Annotated in this window: 17 protein-coding genes; all 17 read right to left on the bottom strand. The window is 47.2% G+C overall.

What is annotated here, in order from left to right:
* Positions 1–28: 28 nt before the first annotated feature.
* Entirely contained in the window at positions 29–289 is a 261-nt protein-coding gene (gene rpsQ / locus LCM29_RS14485) for a 30S ribosomal protein S17 (RefSeq protein ID WP_012727668.1), read from the bottom strand.
* Between the two features lie 32 nt (positions 290–321).
* Positions 322–525 (bottom strand): 50S ribosomal protein L29, encoded by a 204-nt coding sequence (gene rpmC, locus LCM29_RS14490; protein WP_012727669.1) that lies wholly within the window; start codon positions 523–525, stop codon positions 322–324.
* Positions 512–949: a 50S ribosomal protein L16 gene (gene rplP, locus LCM29_RS14495; protein WP_012727670.1), complete on the bottom strand. Its 438-nt coding sequence runs from the start codon at positions 947–949 to the stop codon at positions 512–514. The genes rpmC and rplP overlap by 14 nt, the downstream gene beginning before the upstream one ends.
* A 32-nt stretch (positions 950–981) precedes the next feature.
* Positions 982–1,641 (bottom strand): 30S ribosomal protein S3, encoded by a 660-nt coding sequence (gene rpsC / locus LCM29_RS14500; RefSeq protein ID WP_012727671.1) that lies wholly within the window; start codon positions 1,639–1,641, stop codon positions 982–984.
* Positions 1,642–1,654: 13 nt separating this feature from the next.
* Positions 1,655–1,987 carry a 50S ribosomal protein L22 gene (rplV, locus tag LCM29_RS14505; RefSeq protein WP_012727672.1) on the bottom strand — a complete coding sequence of 111 codons (333 nt, stop codon included), beginning with the start codon at positions 1,985–1,987 and terminating at the stop codon, positions 1,655–1,657.
* 20 nt (positions 1,988–2,007) lie between these two features.
* A complete protein-coding gene (gene rpsS / locus LCM29_RS14510) occupies positions 2,008–2,283 on the bottom strand; it encodes a 30S ribosomal protein S19 (RefSeq protein WP_012727673.1) in 276 nt (91 codons plus the stop codon).
* Positions 2,284–2,349: 66 nt separating this feature from the next.
* Entirely contained in the window at positions 2,350–3,180 is an 831-nt protein-coding gene (rplB, locus tag LCM29_RS14515) for a 50S ribosomal protein L2 (protein ID WP_012727674.1), read from the bottom strand.
* Positions 3,181–3,214: 34 nt separating this feature from the next.
* Complete coding sequence (gene rplW, locus LCM29_RS14520; protein ID WP_026824834.1) at positions 3,215–3,496, bottom strand: 50S ribosomal protein L23; 282 nt, start codon at positions 3,494–3,496, stop codon at positions 3,215–3,217.
* Positions 3,496–4,119 (bottom strand): 50S ribosomal protein L4, encoded by a 624-nt coding sequence (rplD, locus tag LCM29_RS14525; RefSeq protein WP_012727676.1) that lies wholly within the window; start codon positions 4,117–4,119, stop codon positions 3,496–3,498. Before rplD ends, rplW begins: the two co-directional genes overlap by 1 nt.
* A gap of 28 nt (positions 4,120–4,147) precedes the next feature.
* On the bottom strand, positions 4,148–4,774 hold the full coding sequence (gene rplC, locus LCM29_RS14530; protein WP_012727677.1) for a 50S ribosomal protein L3: 627 nt from the start codon (positions 4,772–4,774) through the stop codon (positions 4,148–4,150).
* Between the two features lie 61 nt (positions 4,775–4,835).
* On the bottom strand, positions 4,836–5,144 hold the full coding sequence (gene rpsJ / locus LCM29_RS14535) for a 30S ribosomal protein S10 (RefSeq protein WP_074032438.1): 309 nt from the start codon (positions 5,142–5,144) through the stop codon (positions 4,836–4,838).
* A 377-nt stretch (positions 5,145–5,521) separates the two neighbouring features.
* Complete coding sequence (locus LCM29_RS14540) at positions 5,522–6,031, bottom strand: hypothetical protein (protein ID WP_224863687.1); 510 nt, start codon at positions 6,029–6,031, stop codon at positions 5,522–5,524.
* 108 nt (positions 6,032–6,139) lie between these two features.
* Entirely contained in the window at positions 6,140–7,327 is a 1,188-nt protein-coding gene (gene tuf / locus LCM29_RS14545) for an elongation factor Tu (protein ID WP_214697124.1), read from the bottom strand.
* 115 nt (positions 7,328–7,442) lie between these two features.
* A complete protein-coding gene (gene fusA, locus LCM29_RS14550) occupies positions 7,443–9,521 on the bottom strand; it encodes an elongation factor G (RefSeq protein ID WP_214697122.1) in 2,079 nt (692 codons plus the stop codon).
* A 112-nt stretch (positions 9,522–9,633) separates the two neighbouring features.
* Positions 9,634–10,101 carry a 30S ribosomal protein S7 gene (gene rpsG, locus LCM29_RS14555; RefSeq protein ID WP_012727682.1) on the bottom strand — a complete coding sequence of 156 codons (468 nt, stop codon included), beginning with the start codon at positions 10,099–10,101 and terminating at the stop codon, positions 9,634–9,636.
* A gap of 48 nt (positions 10,102–10,149) precedes the next feature.
* A complete protein-coding gene (rpsL, locus tag LCM29_RS14560) occupies positions 10,150–10,572 on the bottom strand; it encodes a 30S ribosomal protein S12 (RefSeq protein WP_012727683.1) in 423 nt (140 codons plus the stop codon).
* Positions 10,573–10,862: 290 nt separating this feature from the next.
* Positions 10,863–14,462: a DNA-directed RNA polymerase subunit beta' gene (gene rpoC, locus LCM29_RS14565; RefSeq protein ID WP_318247833.1), complete on the bottom strand. Its 3,600-nt coding sequence runs from the start codon at positions 14,460–14,462 to the stop codon at positions 10,863–10,865.
* Position 14,463: the final 1 nt, after the last annotated feature.

A 14,463-nucleotide genomic window follows, 5' to 3' on the forward strand; every position in this document is an offset into this window, starting at 1 on the left:
CCGGATGTTTAATAAATCCGAACTGTTATTAGATGATTACTGATTCTTCTACTACTGTTACAAGACGGAAACGTTTGTCTTTAGAAAGAGGACGTGTTTCCGCGATGCGAACGATATCGCCCACTTTAGCGACGTTGTTCTCATCGTGTGCTTTATATTTCTTCGTGTAGTTTACACGTTTGCCATAAAGTTTATGACGAACCTTTGTTTCTACTGCGACGACGATCGTTTTGTCCATTTTGTCAGACACGACGCGACCAGTGAACACTTTACGGTTGTTGCGTTCCATGAGTGTTACCTCCTCTCAAGAATCCGATGTAATTAGCCGTTGTTGATGCCGAGTTCGCGTTCACGAAGAATCGTTTTAGCACGCGCAATCGACTTGCGTACTTCACGGATACGAGCAGGATTCTCAAGCTGACCTGTAGCAAGTTGGAAGCGAAGGTTAAAGAGTTCTTCTTTCCACTCGCCCACTTTACCGTTGAGCTCTTCAGTTGTTGATTGACGGAGATCAGTTGCTTTCATTCGTATCACCACCATTTTCTTCACGTTTCACGAACTTACATTTTACTGGAAGTTTGTGCGATGCAAGACGAAGTGCCTCACGTGCCACTTCCTCAGATACACCTGCGATTTCGAACATTACTTTGCCAGGCTTAACTACAGCTACCCAGCCTTCTGGAGCACCTTTACCCGAACCCATTCGGACTTCGAGAGGCTTTTTAGTGTACGGCTTGTGTGGGAAGATCTTGATCCACACTTTACCACCACGTTTCATATAACGTGTCATTGCAATACGTGCTGATTCGATTTGACGGTTTGTAATCCAGCTCGCTTCGAGAGCTTGGAGACCGAACTCACCGAAGTGTACAGTTGTGCCGCGTTTAGCATTCCCGCGCATTTTACCACGGTGTACACGACGATATTTCACGCGTTTAGGTAACAACATAGTGTGTTGCCTCCTTCCTGAAAGAGTGTTTATTATTCAGCGTTTTTCGCTGTGTTGTTTTTTGTTGGAAGAACTTCACCGTGGTATAACCAAACTTTTACGCCGATTTTACCGTAAGTTGTGTCAGCTTCAGCTGTTCCGTAGTCGATGTCGGCACGGAGTGTGTGAAGTGGAACTGTTCCTTCCGAGTATTTCTCTGAACGAGCGATATCAGCGCCACCAAGACGACCAGAAACTTCTGTTTTGATCCCTTTGATGCCAGTACGCATCGAACGTTGAATTGATTGTTTCATTGCACGACGGAATGATACGCGACCTTCCAATTGACGAGCAATGTTTTCTGCTACAAGCTTCGCAACAGCGTCAGCATTTTTCACTTCAACAACGTTGATGTGAACGCGTTTTCCGTCAGCGATTTTTGTAATGTGTTTACGGAGTGATTCGATTTCAGAACCACCTTTACCGATTACCATACCTGGCTTCGCAGTGTGAAGCGAAATGTTCACGCGGTTTGCAGCGCGTTCGATTTCAACTTTAGAAACACTAGCATCCTTCATTTTGTTTTCGATGTATTCACGAATAACGAAGTCTTCATGAAGGAGATCAGCGTAGTCTTTCTCAGCGTACCAACGCGAATCCCAGTCTTTGATAACACCAACGCGAAGACCGTGCGGATTTACCTTTTGACCCACTACATATCCCTCCTTATTTCTCAGTTACCACGATGTGGATGTGGCTTGTGCGTTTGTTAATACGGCTTGCGCGACCCATCGCACGTGGGCGGAAGCGTTTGAGTGTTGGACCTTCGTTTACGTAAGCTTCTGTTACAACGAGGTTCTCAATGTTCATATCGTAGTTGTGCTCTGCGTTAGCAATCGCTGATTTTAATACTTTTTCAACGACTGGCGATGCTGCCTTGTTCGTGTGAGCAAGGACAGAGAGCGCTTCGCCGACTTGTTTCCCGCGAATTAAGTCTACAACGAGACGTGCTTTGCGAGGAGCAAGACGGACCATATTAGCTGATGCTTTAGCTTGCATGGATTTGACCTCCCCTCAAATTACCGTTTCGTTTTCTTGTCTGATCCGTGACCTTTGTACGTGCGTGTTGGAGCGAATTCACCAAGTTTGTGACCAACCATGTCTTCTGTCACGAATACTGGTACGTGTTTACGACCATCGTGCACACCGAACGTGTGACCCATGAATTCTGGGAAGATCGTCGAGCGACGTGACCAAGTTTTGATGACTTGCTTCTCACCAGATTCGTTGAGTTTGTCAACTTTAGCGAGCAAGTGGTGATCTGCGAATGGACCTTTTTTCAAGCTGCGACCCATGTTAGAACCTCCCTTTGGAATGATTCGGGAACGGCCCTTTCGAACCGCCCGAGAATCATGTAGTAATTATTTCTTACGGCGACGAAGGATGTACATGTCGCTCGATTTGTTTTTCTTACGAGTCTTAAGACCAAGAGCTGGTTTACCCCAAGGAGTAAGTGGGCCCGAACGACCGATTGGCGCACGACCTTCACCACCACCGTGTGGGTGATCAACCGGGTTCATGACAGAACCACGTACTGTTGGGCGTTTGCCTAACCAACGTGAACGTCCTGCTTTACCGATGTTTACGAGTTCGTGTTCTTCGTTACCAACTGAACCGATTGTCGCGCGGCAAGTGCCGAGGAACAAGCGTGATTCACCTGATTGAAGACGAACGATGACGTACTTGCCGTCACGTCCTTGGATTTGTGCCGATGCACCAGCCGCACGAACAAGCTGACCGCCTTTACCAGGCTTAAGCTCGATGTTGTGGATTGTTGTACCGACAGGGATGTTTACGAGTGGAAGAGCGTTCCCCACTTTGATATCCGCTTCAGGACCAGACATGATTTCCATGCCTACTTTGATGCCCTTAGGAGCGAGGATGTAACGTTTCTCACCATCTACATAGTTGATGAGTGCGATGTTTGCTGAACGGTTTGGATCGTATTCGATCGTTGCTACGCGTCCTGCAACGCCATCTTTGTTACGTTTGAAATCGATGATACGGTATTTACGCTTGTGACCGCCACCTTGGTGACGAACAGTCAAGCGACCTTGGTTGTTACGTCCGCCTTTTTTCGAAAGCTTTTCAGTTAACGATTTTTCAGGGCGATTCGTTGTGATCTCTGCAAAGTCGAGAGATGTCATGTTACGACGACCGTTAGTGGTCGGCTTAAACTTTTTGATTGCCATCGAGGATTCCCTCCTTTTCTTCTAAGGTAGTTAATTAACCGAGGAAGTCGATTGTGTTGCCTTCTGCAAGAGTTACGATCGCTTTTTTACGGCGAGCTGTGTAACCAGCGTGACGACCGACACGTTTCGCTTTCGGTTTGTAGTTCATTGTGTTTACCGAAGCAACTTTCACATTGAAGATTGTTTCGATAGCGTGTTTCACTTGCGATTTAGTCGCTTTTACGTCGATTTCGAAAACGTATTTGTTAGCTTCCATGAGGCTAACTGAACGCTCAGTGATGATCGGACGTTTGATGATATCGTATGCTTGAGCCATTATGCAAGCACCTCCTCTACCTTCGCAACCGCATCTTTAGTGAAGATGACTTTGTCGTTAGCAACGAGGTCAAGAACGTTTACGCCTGCTGCGTCGATCACAGTCACTCCTGGGATGTTACGAGCTGCGAGAGCGATAGTCTCATTGTAGTCCGCTGTGACTACAAGAGCCTTACGTTCTACTGATAAGCTGTTGAGTACAGCAGCCATATCTTTTGTTTTTGGTGCATCGAAAGCAAGGCCTTCGAGGACGATGATTTCGTTGTTTTGTACTTTCGACGAAAGAGCCGAGAGAAGTGCTAAACGACGAACCTTCTTAGGAAGTTTGTAAGAGTATGAACGTGGTGTTGGACCGAAGACTGTACCACCACCAACCCATTGTGGTGAGCGGATAGAACCTTGGCGCGCACGACCAGTTCCCTTTTGTTTCCATGGTTTACGGCCGCCACCGCGTACTTCCGAGCGACCTTTCGTATCGTGAGTACCTTGACGGCGTGATGCTTGTTGCATGACGATTGCGTCGTAAAGTACTGATTCGTTTGGCTCGATTCCGAAGATGGCTTCTGCCAATTCGATTTCGCCAACTTGTGAACCTGTTTGGTTAAGCAAAGCTACTTTAGGCATTCGTAATTCCTCCTTTCCGTGCAGTTAATTAGTTACCTTTGACCGCTGATTTGATGATGACGTTCGATTTACGAGCGCCTGGGATAGCACCTTTCACGAGGAGAAGGCCGCGTTCCACGTCAACTTTAACGACTTCAAGGTTTTGAATTGTTTTACGCTCTCCACCCATTTGACCAGGAAGAAGTTTCCCTTTGAATACGCGGTTAGGAGCGACAGGACCCATCGAACCAGGACGACGGTGGTAGCGCGAACCGTGGGCCATTGGTCCACGTGATTGTCCGTGACGCTTGATCGCACCTTGGAATCCTTTACCTTTCGATGTACCTGTAACGTCTACTAATTCACCTGCAGCGAAAATGTCTGCCTTAATCTCTTGACCGATTTCGTATCCTTCTACTGAAGTACGAACTTCTTTGATGAAGCGCTTAGGTGTCGCGTTTGCTTTCGCAGCGTGACCTTTTGATGGTTTGTTTTGACGTGATTCTTTGATGTCTCCGAAACCAAGTTGAACTGCTTCGTAACCGTCTGTATCAACTGTTTTAAGTTGAAGAACGACGTTACCTTCTACAGCAACTACTGTTACCGGTACAACTTCGCCTGCTTCGTTGAAGATTTGAGTCATACCAAGTTTTGTTCCTAAGATTCCTTTAGCCATGAGATACACCTCCTGTTAATAATTAATTGTCTCTTCTGGCTAGTATCTACTATATGAAGAATTAAAGTTTGATTTCGATGTCTACACCTGATGGTAACTCGAGACGCATAAGCGAATCGACTGTTTTCGGTGTTGGGTTTACGATGTCGATCAAGCGTTTGTGTGTACGCATTTCGAACTGCTCACGAGCATCTTTGTACTTGTGAACCGCACGAAGGATCGTGTAAACCGATTTTTCAGTTGGGAGCGGGATTGGACCCGATACCTTTGCACCTGAACGCTTCGCAGTGTCAACGATCTTCTCAGCTGATTGATCGAGAACGCGATGGTCATATGCTTTTAAACGAATACGAATTTTTTCATTTGCCATGTTTGTTTCCCTCCTTTTTCGCCTATTTTAAAAATAGACAATTCTCCGCGGAAATTTCCACACCGGCCATGGCAATGCTGCCTGGCGTGTCATAACCTCCCGCTTCAACGCAGCGTGCTTGTGTCAGCAGAGGCATCCGATCATTGCAAATCAACGATTGGACCCATTTTCTGCTGTAAAGTCTCTCACCACTCGCACAAACACTTAATCATTATATCTAATCTGGTCATGGAATGCAAGATTAGATTTTTGAAGTTGCTGGTTGTCTGATGAGTTGCTCAACGTTCCCTAATGTAACAAGATTCGCGAGCTTTTGCAAGAGAAAATTCATTCTTTTATTGAACTATTTTTCAAACGAAGTCCCATGTCAACTCGACCTAGCGTTTCATCATCTCTCCAAATCGCTCCGTTACCCCTTCTACGACCGATTGTGGGGCTCTTCTTAAACATGCATGAACAATTCCTTCATTTATATCGTGTGTCTCAAAATAGCGAGCCAGACGCGTCAATTTATCCTTTCTACCGATGACTGTATAAAGGACAATCCATTCTTCGAGGTGCATCCAGTTCCCTTCTGCTTCTATATAAGGATGTGTATAGATGCCGTCGGTGCACTTCATGCGAAAACTGGACATGACATCCACGTCGGTTCCCTCGAAAACATACTCCCCAAAGTACGTCGTCAAGTATGCCTCATGTGGTTCAGTCGATTGTTTCTCTCCGGCACGACTCAAGATCTGGTCTAACCGTTCAAACTGATCGGGCTCTACGAAAACATCAATGTCATTCGTTTCGTCGACAATGCCATGATGCTTTAACAGTTGCGAACCACCGATACGATATGCGATTCCATTCAAGCGACAAATCGTCTCTAATTGTTTCAACATGACGTCACTCCTTTCTCGTATGCTTCATCTTACCACGCTCATCCAGAAACACAAAAAAGCAGCCCGCATATTGCGGACTGCTTAAAGTTGTTCAGTTGAATCAATCGATTACTCGATGATTTCTGTTACTGAACCAGCACCTACAGTACGGCCACCCTCACGGATAGAGAAACGTGTACCGTCTTCGATCGCGATTGTAGAAATCAATTCGATCGTCAACTCGATGTTGTCTCCTGGCATTACCATTTCAGTACCTTCTGGAAGGTGAACGATACCTGTTACGTCAGTTGTACGGAAGTAGAACTGCGGGCGGTAGTTCGCGAAGAATGGCGTGTGACGGCCACCCTCTTCTTTAGAAAGAACGTAGATTGATGCTTTGAATTTTGAGTGTGGTGTGATTGAACCTGGCTTAGCAAGTACTTGTCCACGCTCGATGTCGTCACGTGATACACCACGGAGAAGTGCACCGATGTTGTCGCCAGCTTCAGCATAGTCAAGAAGCTTACGGAACATCTCTACACCAGTACATACAGTTTTCTTAGTTTCTTCTGTAAGACCAACGATTTCGATCTCGTCGTTGACGCGGAGAACACCACGCTCAACACGACCAGTCGCTACAGTACCACGACCAGTGATTGAGAATACGTCCTCAACAGGCATCATGAAGTCTTTGTCTGTGTCACGAACTGGTTCTGGGATGTACTCATCAACAGCGTTCATGAGTTCCATAACTTTTTCTTCCCACTGAGCTTCACCGTTAAGTGCGCCAAGTGCAGAACCTTTGATTACAGGGAGGTCGTCGCCTGGGAAGTCGTATTCAGAAAGAAGTTCACGGATTTCCATTTCAACGAGTTCGAGGAGCTCTTCGTCGTCTACCATGTCAACTTTGTTCATGAAGACTACGATGTAAGGAACACCTACTTGACGTGAAAGAAGGATGTGCTCACGTGTTTGTGGCATTGGGCCATCTGTTGCAGATACAACGAGGATCGCGCCGTCCATTTGAGCAGCACCAGTGATCATGTTTTTAACATAGTCAGCGTGTCCTGGGCAGTCAACGTGTGCGTAGTGACGCTTGTCAGTTTCGTACTCGATGTGAGCTGTTGCGATTGTGATACCGCGCTCGCGCTCTTCTGGAGCACCATCGATTTGGTCAAACTTAGTAGCTGTTTTACCTTGTGCACGTGAAAGTACAGCAGAGATTGCTGCAGTCAAAGTTGTTTTACCGTGGTCGACGTGGCCGATTGTACCAACGTTAACGTGCGGTTTAGAACGGTCGAATTTTTCTTTACCCATTCTAGATTCCTCCTCTATTAAACGATTAGTTTTTTATTTAACTAGGAAGACGTAGGTTACTTTTAACATACGTCCTCCTTAGCTTACAACAATCAATCTAGCGATACAACCGTTATTAGCCGTTCGCTTTTTTGACGATTTCTTCAGCAATTGATTTCGGTACTTCTTCGTAGTGATCGAAGTGCATTGAGTACGTTCCACGTCCTTGTGTACGTGAACGAAGTGATGTTGCGTAACCGAACATTTCTGAAAGTGGAATCATCGCTTTAACGACTTGTGCGTTACCGCGAGCTTCCATACCTTCTACGCGTCCACGGCGTGACGTTACGTCACCCATGATGTCACCCATGTATTCTTCAGGGATAACAACTTCAACACGCATCATTGGCTCAAGGATGACAGCTTTCGCTTGGTCCTTAAGTTGTTTAACCGCCATCGAAGCAGCAACTTTAAACGCCATCTCGTTCGAGTCGACATCGTGGTACGATCCGAATACGAGGCGAGCTTTAACGTCTACTACTGGGTAACCAGCGAGGATACCGTTTTCGAGAGCTTCTTCAATCCCGTTTTGAACAGCTGGGACGTATTCACGTGGTACAACACCACCGACGATCTTGTTCTCGAACTCGAATCCAGCGCCTTCTTCGTTCGGCTCGAATTCTACGACAACGTGACCGTACTGACCGCGTCCACCAGACTGACGAACGAATTTCGAATCGATCTTCGCAGCGCCACGGATTGTTTCACGGTAAGCAACTTGTGGTGCACCAACGTTAGCTTCTACTTTGAATTCGCGACGCATACGGTCAACGAGGATATCAAGGTGAAGCTCACCCATACCAGAGATGATCGTTTGACCAGTCTCAGGGTTTGTTTCAGTGCGGAATGTTGGATCTTCTTCTGCGAGTTTCGCAAGAGCTTGACCCATCTTATCTTGGTCTGCTTTCGATTTAGGCTCGATTGCAACCGAGATAACTGGTTCTGGGAACGTCATTGACTCGAGAACGATGTTATCTTTCTCTGTGCAAAGCGTGTCACCAGTAGTCGTGTCTTTGAAACCAACAGCAGCGGCGATGTCACCAGCATATACCATTGGAATCTCTTCACGGCTGTTTGCGTGCATTTGAAGGATACGACCGAGACGCTCACGCTTCCCTTTAGTCGAGTTCTTCACGTATGATCCTGCTTCAGCTGTACCAGAGTACACGCGGAAGAACGTCAATTTACCGACGTAAGGGTCAGTCATAACTTTGAACGCAAGTGCTGAGAATGGAGCTTCGTCAGAAGGCTCACGCGTGATTTCTTCTTCTGTATCGAGGTTGATCCCTTTGATTGACTCAACATCAACTGGTGATGGGAGGTAATCAACAACGGCGTTAAGCATGAGCTGAACACCTTTGTTCTTGAAGGCAGAACCAACGAGTACAGGGTAGAATTCAACGCTAAGTGTCGCTTGACGGATTGCAGCTTTCAATTCATCGATTGAAATCTCTTCACCTTCAAGGTACTTCATCATCAACTCTTCGTTGAAGTCAGCAACACCTTCGATCAATTGACCGCGAAGTTCTTCAGCTTGGTCAGCCATGTCAGCTGGGAAGCCATCTGTTACTTCGATGTCAGTACCGAGGTCGTTGTTGTACATGTAAGTCTTCATTTCAACGAGATCGATGATTCCTTTGAAATCGTCCTCTGCTCCGATTGGGAGTTGGATCGCGTAAGCGTTCGCTTGAAGACGATCGTGGAGCGTCTTCACAGAGTACAAGAAGTCTGCGCCGATTTTATCCATCTTGTTGACGAATACGACACGTGGTACACCATATGTCGTCGCTTGACGCCATACAGTTTCAGTTTGTGGTTCTACACCTGACTGAGCGTCAAGTACAGCAACAGCACCATCAAGTACACGGAGTGAACGTTCAACTTCTACTGTGAAGTCTACGTGTCCAGGTGTATCGATGATGTTTACACGGTGGCCATTCCACTGTGCAGTTGTCGCAGCTGAAGTGATCGTGATTCCACGCTCTTGCTCCTGCTCCATCCAGTCCATTTGTGAAGCACCTTCGTGCGTTTCACCAATTTTGTGGATACGACCTGTGTAATAAAGAATACGTTCAGTTGTTGTCGTTTTACCGGCATCGATGTGAGCCATGATCCCGATGTTACGAGTATTCTTTAGGGAGAATTCTCTTGCCATACTGGGTATTCTCCTTCCGCATGTTTGATTTTCGTGTGCGCGCACACGATATGATTATACCCGAAAGCCACTCCGTTAAGCCATGCTTGGCGGAGTGGACTTTACGATTAAATTACCAACGATAGTGAGCAAACGCTTTGTTTGCTTCTGCCATCTTATGCATGTCTTCGCGTTTCTTAACAGACGCACCAGTGTTGTTGGCTGCATCCATGATTTCGTTCGCGATACGTTGCTCCATCGTTTTTTCGTTGCGGAGACGAGCGTAGTTCACGAGGTAACGAAGACCAAGTGTTGTACGGCGCTCTGGACGAACTTCAACAGGAACTTGGTAGTTAGCTCCACCTACACGGCGTGCTTTAACTTCAAGTACAGGCATGATGTTGTTCATTGCTTCTTCGAACACTTCCATAGGCTCTTTGCCTGAGCGTTCAGCGATGATGCCAAATGCGTTGTAAATGATAGTTTGAGCTGTACCTTTTTTACCGTCTAACATGACACGGTTAATGAGGCGAGTTACCAATTTCGAGTTGTAGATCGGATCTGCGATAACGTCACGACGTTCTGCACGGTTTTTACGCATCCGAGTACCCTCCTTTCAAAATTTCAATTGTATTTTAGTTAGCGAGAATTACTTCTTCGCAGCTTTCGGACGCTTCGTACCGTATTTAGAACGGCCTTGCATACGTCCATCAACACCTGCAGTGTCAAGCGCACCACGAACGATGTGGTAACGTACCCCTGGTAAGTCTTTTACACGTCCTCCACGGATAAGAACAACGCTGTGCTCTTGAAGGTTGTGGCCAATACCTGGAATGTACGCAGTCACTTCGATTTGGTTAGTCAAACGAACACGAGCATACTTACGAAGCGCCGAGTTCGGTTTCTTCGGAGTCATTGTACCAACACGTGTACAAACACCACGTTTTTGTGGTGAGCTCACGTTTGTTTGTGACTTGATGAAACTGTTGTAACCTTTGTTAAGTGCTGGAGAGTCAGATTTAACGACTTTCGATTTACGTCCTTTACGGACTAACTGGTTAATAGTAGGCATCTTTGAAGATCCTCCCTTCCTGAATGTTGCTATTTTCTAGTCCCACCGACCCGGGTGGTTCATTTAAGGTCATAACGAAACGCTTTTACGAGGCGTAGGCATTCCATGACCTCGCAAAAACGTGAGTTATACCTTGAAAGTGGCAATTGTAGCAGCCAAACCTTCCCGTAGAAAGTTCGGATGGACGTCCAAGTAGCTTGCCGACTGCTGGACATCGTTGTCATCGACAACAACCGATTGGCGGCACTAAATCATAGTAGCACCGCCAACCTGCGCTGTCAAGACGTATTTTACTCGACGGTTGTATCTTCGAGTGCAACTGGCGTCTCATCTTCTTTAAGTTCGACATCGCGGTAGACAGCCATTCCAGTACCAGCTGGAACGAGTTTACCGATGATGACGTTCTCTTTGAGTCCGAGGAGGTAGTCGCGTTTCCCTTTGATTGCCGCATCTGTCAAGACACGAGTCGTTTCTTGGAACGAAGCCGCTGAGAGGAACGAATCTGTCTCAAGCGATGCTTTCGTGATTCCGAGAAGGACTGGTTTTGCAGTCGCTGGGTGTTTTCCGTCACGAATCGCATCTTTACACGCTTCTTTGAAGACGCTGATGTCGACAAGTGAACCTGGGAGAAGTGGTGTGTCACCAGACTCGATGACTTTGACACGACGAAGCATTTGGCGAACCATAACCTCAACGTGCTTATCACCAATTTCTACCCCTTGCATCCGGTATACTTTTTGAACTTCTTGGAGAAGATAGTTCTGAACACCAGACACACCACGGACGGCGAGCAATTCTTTCGGATCGATCGAACCTTCCGTGAAGACTTCACCGGCTTCTACTGTATCGCCGATTTGAACACGGAGACGCGCTCCGAATGGAATCGTGTAAGAACGTGTTTCACTGAATCCTTCGACCGTGAGTTCACGCTTGTCACGCGATTCCGTGAAGTCGATGACCGTACCAGAGATTTCCGAGATGACCGCTTGACCTTTCGGGTTACGGGCTTCGAATACCTCTTGAATACGTGGAAGACCTTGTGTGATATCGTCTCCGGCAACCCCACCTGTGTGGAAGGTACGCATTGTAAGCTGCGTTCCTGGCTCACCGATTGATTGTGCGGCGATGATACCGACGGCTTCCCCAACTTCAACGTTTGATCCAGTAGCCAAGTTACGTCCGTAACACTTCTTACATACGCCGTGTGACGTGTTACATGTGAAGGCTGTACGGATTTCTACTTGCTCGACACCCGCATCAACGATGACGCGTGCGATGTCTTCTGTGATCAATTCGTTTTTATCAACCAACACTTCGCCTGTTTCAGGGTGTGTGACTGTTTCAAACGATGTACGTCCGACGAGACGGTCGTACAAGTTTTCGATTTCTTCCGTACCTTCGCGGAGTGCAGATACGCGAATCCCGCGGTCTGTTCCACAATCTTCTTCACGGATGATGACATCTTGCGCAACGTCAACGAGACGACGTGTCAAGTAACCTGAATCGGCTGTCTTCAAGGCTGTATCGGCAAGACCTTTACGAGCCCCGTGAGTCGAGATGAAGTACTCTTGAACCGTCAGACCTTCACGGAACGACGATTTGATTGGAAGTTCGATGATGCGACCAGATGGAGCGGCCATCAAACCACGCATACCCGCAAGCTGCGTAAAGTTAGATGCGTTACCACGGGCACCAGAGTCAGACATCATGAAGATCGGGTTCAAGCGGTTAAGGGATTTCATCAATCGAGATTGAATTTCATCCTTCGCTTCGTTCCAAGCACGTACAACGCGCTCGTAACGCTCATCTTCTGTGATGAGACCACGACGGAACGACTTCATGATTTGGTCGACTTGTTTTTGTGCCTCATCTAAGATTTCCTGTTTATCAGGAAGTACGATGATGTCGGCGATCCCAACTGTCACACCGGCTTTCGTCGAGTGTTTGAAGCCGAGATCTTTCATGCGGTCAAGCATGCGGCTTGTTTCAGTCGTTTCAAACTTCTGGAACACTTCCGCGATGACTTTTCCAAGGAATCCTTTTTTGAACGGGTCGATAATTGGACGTGATGCGATTTCTTCCGCAACGTTCGCCCCTTTGTCGATGAAGTACTTATCAGGAGTTGCTTCCTGCAAGTTTTCCATCGTCGGCTCGTTCAAGTAAGGGAACGTGTTTGGCAAGATCTCGTTGAAGATCATCTTACCAACAGTCGTAATGAGCAATTTCTCGTTCTGTTCGTCTGTGAACGTCGGGTTGTTGAGCGTACGTGCCGGAAGTGCCACACGCGAGTGCAAGTGGACATATCCGTTTTGGTAAGCGATCAACGCCTCGTTGACGTTCGAGAACACTTTCCCTTGACCGACGGCATCTTCACGTTCGAGTGAGATGTAGTAGTTACCGAGGACCATATCCTGCGATGGTGTAACAACCGGTTTTCCGTCTTTCGGGTTCAAGATGTTCTGTGCAGCGAGCATAAGAAGACGTGCTTCCGCTTGTGCTTCTGCAGAAAGCGGAACGTGGACGGCCATTTGGTCACCATCGAAGTCGGCGTTATAAGCCGTACATACGAGTGGGTGAAGGCGAATCGCACGACCTTCAACAAGAATCGGTTCGAATGCTTGAATACCAAGACGGTGAAGTGTCGGGGCACGGTTCAAGAGAACTGGATGCTCACGGATGACTTCTTCAAGGACGCCCCAGATTTCAGGTTGCATCTTCTCGATTTTGCGTTTTGCGTTTTTGATGTTCGAAGCGATGCCGCGACCGACAAGCTCTTTCATCACGAACGGTTTGAAGAGTTCAAGTGCCATCTCTTTTGGAAGACCACACTGATACATCTTCAAGTTCGGTCCAACGACGATAACCGAACGTCCTGAGTAGTCGACCCGTTTACCAAGAAGGTTTTGACGGAAGCGACCTTGTTTCCCTTTCAACATGTGTGAAAGTGATTTGAGCGGACGGTTACCAGGACCTGTTACCGGACGACCACGACGACCGTTGTCGATGAGGGCGTCAACCGCTTCTTGAAGCATACGCTTCTCGTTTTGCACGATGATGTTCGGCGCGCCGAGGTCGAGCAAACGTTTGAGACGGTTGTTACGGTTGATGACTCGACGATACAAGTCGTTCAAGTCAGATGTTGCAAAGCGTCCACCGTCGAGCTGTACCATTGGGCGAAGCTCTGGTGGGATGACAGGAAGTACTTCAAGGATCATCCAATCCGGATTGTTCCCTGATGTGAAGAACGCATCGAGAACTTCCAAACGCTTGATCGCACGTGTACGACGTTGACCTTGGACAGTTTTCAACTCTTCACGAAGCTCGCTCACTTCTTTTTCAAGATTGACGTCTTGAAGGAGTGTACGGATGGCTTCAGCACCCATGTCTGCTTTGAAGTCGCTACCGTATTTTTCACGATAGAGACGGAATTCTTTTTCCGAGAGAAGTTGTTTCTTCTCAAGCGGTGTATCACCTGGCTCTGTGACCACGTAAGAAGCGAAGTAAATCACTTCTTCAAGTGCACGTGGAGACATATCGAGAACAAGCCCCATGCGGCTTGGAATCCCTTTGAAGTACCAGATGTGCGAAACTGGTGCCGCGAGCTCGATATGGCCCATTCGCTCGCGACGCACTTTCGCTTTCGTCACTTCAACGCCACAGCGGTCACAAATGACTCCTTTATAACGGATACGTTTGTACTTCCCGCAGTAACATTCCCAGTCTTTCGTAGGACCGAAGATTCGTTCACAGAACAATCCGTCCTTCTCTGGTTTAAGTGTACGATAGTTGATCGTTTCCGGCTTTTTGACTTCACCGTAAGACCACGAACGGATCTTCTCTGATGAAGCCAAGCCGATTTTCATATATTCAAATCGATTAACATCTACCAAG

Source organism: Exiguobacterium aestuarii (genome assembly GCF_020171655.1).
GTDB lineage: Bacteria > Bacillota > Bacilli > Exiguobacteriales > Exiguobacteriaceae > Exiguobacterium > Exiguobacterium aestuarii_A.

Bases quoted from the DNA above. Each gene is read 5' to 3' on its own strand.
- rplV (WP_012727672.1), bottom strand. From the start codon at position 1,987: ATGCAAGCTAAAGCATCAGCTAATATGGTCCGTCTTGCTCCTCGCAAA.
- rplW (WP_026824834.1), bottom strand. From the start codon at position 3,496: ATGGCTCAAGCATACGATATCATCAAACGTCCGATCATCACTGAGCGT.
- rpsG (WP_012727682.1), bottom strand. From the start codon at position 10,101: ATGCGTAAAAACCGTGCAGAACGTCGTGACGTTATCGCAGATCCGATC.
- rpsJ (WP_074032438.1), bottom strand. From the start codon at position 5,144: ATGGCAAATGAAAAAATTCGTATTCGTTTAAAAGCATATGACCATCGC.
- rplB (WP_012727674.1), bottom strand. From the start codon at position 3,180: ATGGCAATCAAAAAGTTTAAGCCGACCACTAACGGTCGTCGTAACATG.
- tuf (WP_214697124.1), bottom strand. From the start codon at position 7,327: ATGGGTAAAGAAAAATTCGACCGTTCTAAACCGCACGTTAACGTTGGT.
- rplP (WP_012727670.1), bottom strand. From the start codon at position 949: ATGTTGTTACCTAAACGCGTGAAATATCGTCGTGTACACCGTGGTAAA.
- rplD (WP_012727676.1), bottom strand. From the start codon at position 4,119: ATGCCTAAAGTAGCTTTGCTTAACCAAACAGGTTCACAAGTTGGCGAA.
- LCM29_RS14540 (WP_224863687.1), bottom strand. From the start codon at position 6,031: ATGTTGAAACAATTAGAGACGATTTGTCGCTTGAATGGAATCGCATAT.
- rpsQ (WP_012727668.1), bottom strand. From the start codon at position 289: ATGGAACGCAACAACCGTAAAGTGTTCACTGGTCGCGTCGTGTCTGAC.
- rpsL (WP_012727683.1), bottom strand. From the start codon at position 10,572: ATGCCTACTATTAACCAGTTAGTCCGTAAAGGACGTAAATCGAAAGTC.
- rpsS (WP_012727673.1), bottom strand. From the start codon at position 2,283: ATGGGTCGCAGCTTGAAAAAAGGTCCATTCGCAGATCACCACTTGCTC.
- rpmC (WP_012727669.1), bottom strand. From the start codon at position 525: ATGAAAGCAACTGATCTCCGTCAATCAACAACTGAAGAGCTCAACGGT.
- rplC (WP_012727677.1), bottom strand. From the start codon at position 4,774: ATGGCTAAAGGAATCTTAGGAACAAAACTTGGTATGACTCAAATCTTC.
- fusA (WP_214697122.1), bottom strand. From the start codon at position 9,521: ATGGCAAGAGAATTCTCCCTAAAGAATACTCGTAACATCGGGATCATG.